Source organism: Pseudoalteromonas sp. SG41-5 (assembly GCF_014164495.1).
Classification (GTDB): Bacteria; Pseudomonadota; Gammaproteobacteria; order Enterobacterales; family Alteromonadaceae; genus Pseudoalteromonas; species Pseudoalteromonas rhizosphaerae.
This window is the reverse complement of record NZ_JACJFH010000189.1, coordinates 1-3,052: the sequence shown is the minus strand read 5'-3', so window position 1 is coordinate 3,052 and position 3,052 is coordinate 1. Positions and strand designations below refer to the sequence as shown.

Genomic DNA, 3,052 nt, shown 5'->3' with positions numbered 1-3,052 from the left:
TTCGATAATGTTGCGCCACTGCTCAAGGCTACGCATTTTTCTCATGGCTATCTCCTAATTGAAATTCAGAAATAGTTTAATCGGTTTGACGAGTTACTGGCAGGTGCACTTTGCTAGACGCTTACTATCAGCCTCAGCTCTACCTTTGATTAAACAAATAGCGTTGTTGACACTAAACGAGTTTATTCTTGAAGATTTACCAAAAGTAGTCCCTAAACAAAAACCGTAACTAATACTTTCAAATTGAATGAAAAATTTCCTGTTTTTAAACGATATTTTGTATGGGTTTTCATACTTTCGTTTAGGTGAGATGACTTCTTTTAAATTGAGTTGGTTTGCAAGATCCTTAAACTCTTGCCTGCAAAACCTTTTAAATTTATCAATAGCTTCGGATTCAGTCATAACTCTCGGTAAACATAACGCTCCACTCACCGGAATTTTGGGAGCGAAGCGAGTAAAATTTCCGAGTGGGGTGGCTTGTTATGTGAATAAATACTATTTAGTTGTTTTCTTTCCATTTCAATTTAAAAGCCACATTATCTTCATCAAGCTTTAAAAACATAGCCTTGTCAATTTTAACCTGCGTATCCTTTTTATACTTCGACTTCTCATCAATGGATATGAAAATCTGCTTTTTTGACTCACTATATGTATCGATCAATCTTTCAACTGAAGGCACATCCATGTTTTTAAATAACAAGCTATCATGAATTAAGCAAGGAAGTTTGGTTTCCGCTAAGAAGGTTAAATCAAGACAAATCATATTAGCAAACCCCTTACCTGTTCCTCTATCATCCCCGTGATCAAATTTATAATCCGTTTCACCTAATTTGATTTTTGGGGGGATCGGGTTTTCAATATATATTTTCTCAATAAATGATTGCATGCTCTCATTTATCAATCCCTCTAAAACAGCAACAGAGTCATATAAAGAACTAGTTATGTCATCCTTTATGTTTTTTAATTTTGTTTTGGCTCCATCACTTTTTCGCCAAAAATCGTTTTGAAGCTTAAGTTCATTCTCATATCGATCAAGCTCCATCAATCTTTCTAGAAGGTAAACAGATTCCTCTTTAGAGTCTACAATTTCCAAAAGTTCGCTATCAATTCTTTTTATATCACTTATAGAGGTTTCTATATTTTCTTGAATTGTTAGCTTCTCTTCTTGCAATTGCTTTCGCATGATTTTGGTGATGCCACTATGAAAACCATCAACCTTAGCTAATCTTTCCTTGTCAATTTCAGGAAAAAAATCAACAACAGAATTAAAACTCTGACTATTTATTACTTTATTCCCAGACAAATTAGATTCAACCCTTAGTAGTTTAGTCTTTAGCTCGTGTTGCAGTGCGACCAACCTGTCTTTTTCATTTTTAAGAGTAAGATTTCTTTTATTTATAATCGACTTAATATCAGTAACGTTAGCTTTCAATGAACTTTTTATTTCTTCAAGCTCCGCCTGAACTCCAACCAGCTCTAAATCATTCTTTTTAACTTGTGCTTTTGTAACCTTCTTGATGGCGCCTGAGTTAAAAGTTCCAGCTATATCATTTTTTAGTTTTGTCTCAGCATCCTTCTGTTTTTCAAGAGCTTCAATTGTCCAATACTTCCCAAAAATCTTAAGTATACGCTTCCTGATTGCCACCCAATTTTCTTTACTTACAATTTCTAACGGTCGCTTATCATTGTAATTATCTTTTTGATATATACGAAAAAAACCGCTTACGCACTCCCTGAAGGAAAGGCTTTCCATTTCTGGAAAGTATTTATTCTTGAGAAATAAGTTGAATTCCTTGGATGTAACATATTCCTGCTCTTCAACTCGATACACTTGATCTGGATTCTTTGTGTCCCTTATAAATGAATATAACTTATCAAACTCAAAGGTCACACCTACTTTAAAATCACCAACATGGCGTATAACATCATCACATTTTTCTGGAAAATCACTCCCTCCAAAAGCAAAATCGATTAACATTAAAACCGATGATTTCCCTATAGAATTGTGTGCATCATCAGCACCAACCACTGCATTAAGACCTTTATCAAAGGTTATAGGGGTCTTTATTAATTTTTCGCAGCTCATGGATTTAAGCATATTTTATTACCCCATTATCCTCATCTAACACGACTTTACCTAAAACAAACAATAAGTCTAAAACATCAATGAAGTCAGAAAGATCCAAAAACATTCGTTTCTCAGCTTGGTAAAGTTCTATAACTGATATTCCATCTTTTAACTTTGAAAGAAGCAACGCTGACCGATAAAGACAGCTCTCGTTAAGGGAAATAGTTTTATTTGGAACTAGCATTCAGAAAAAATCTCACAATTTTGTATGAAGTAGGACACTAGAACCTCAGATTTAGACCTGTCATCGATCCCTGTATTAGTCATAAACCATTCGGTCATTTTCTCAAAAATTTGGTCTTGACGAAAATCTTGCATTAGCAGAACTGCGTAGTAACTTTTAACTTGAGAACAAATAAATGTAGATTTTGCCTTTTCTTGCTTTTCGAGATCTTTAAGAGCTTCTTTTATGGGTACGAAAAAAATCAATATGAATTGAATTACTTTTATCTCATTAAGAATTCCAAATGTATCATCTTTTTTATCAGATACTTTCAGAGCGTCATAAGAGAGCTTAGTATTATCCAAAGAGCGTTCATCCATCGAGCCTATTTTTTCTGCAACAATTAAAATATCTTTATGTAAGGTTTGTCTATCCCACAATTTGGACAACTCTTTAATCTTGTTTATTTCTTTCTTGATTTCGACAAGCTGCCTATATTCTTGAACTGTTTTTTTAGTGTCGTATATTTTATGACACTCCTTGCACAAAGCGATGAAATTTTCTTCGCAATCTATATCATTAGAAAGTCTCACTTCACCTTTTAAGATTGCAAGCTCGTGATCTGTTGCATTTAGGGTGTAATGGTCAACAAATTCTGTAGAGATTCTAAGCGGCATTTTTTAATTCATTATATTTCTGATGTGGCGTCATATAATTAAGCGTAGAATGCCTACGTTTGTAATTGTAAAACTGAATATAAT

5 protein-coding genes are annotated in these 3,052 nt (G+C 33.7%); all 5 read right to left on the bottom strand.

The window, feature by feature from the left end; all coding sequences use genetic code 11:
- Positions 1 to 93: 93 nt before the first annotated feature.
- A complete protein-coding gene (locus H5232_RS22735) occupies positions 94 to 402 on the bottom strand; it encodes a hypothetical protein (RefSeq protein ID WP_182831578.1) in 309 nt (102 codons plus the stop codon).
- Positions 403 to 499: 97 nt separating this feature from the next.
- On the bottom strand, positions 500 to 2,098 hold the full coding sequence (locus H5232_RS22730; protein ID WP_145234457.1) for a DUF2326 domain-containing protein: 1,599 nt from the start codon (positions 2,096 to 2,098) through the stop codon (positions 500 to 502).
- Positions 2,091 to 2,312 (bottom strand): ABC-three component system middle component 7, encoded by a 222-nt coding sequence (locus H5232_RS24790; protein WP_392352552.1) that lies wholly within the window; start codon positions 2,310 to 2,312, stop codon positions 2,091 to 2,093. The genes H5232_RS22730 and H5232_RS24790 overlap by 8 nt, the downstream gene beginning before the upstream one ends.
- A complete protein-coding gene (locus tag H5232_RS22725) occupies positions 2,306 to 2,968 on the bottom strand; it encodes an ABC-three component system protein (protein WP_182831577.1) in 663 nt (220 codons plus the stop codon). The genes H5232_RS24790 and H5232_RS22725 overlap by 7 nt, the downstream gene beginning before the upstream one ends.
- The coding region (locus H5232_RS24785; RefSeq protein ID WP_404936147.1) for an IS3 family transposase at positions 2,958 to 3,052 on the bottom strand (95 nt) is incomplete at its 5' end. The genes H5232_RS22725 and H5232_RS24785, both read right to left, overlap by 11 nt.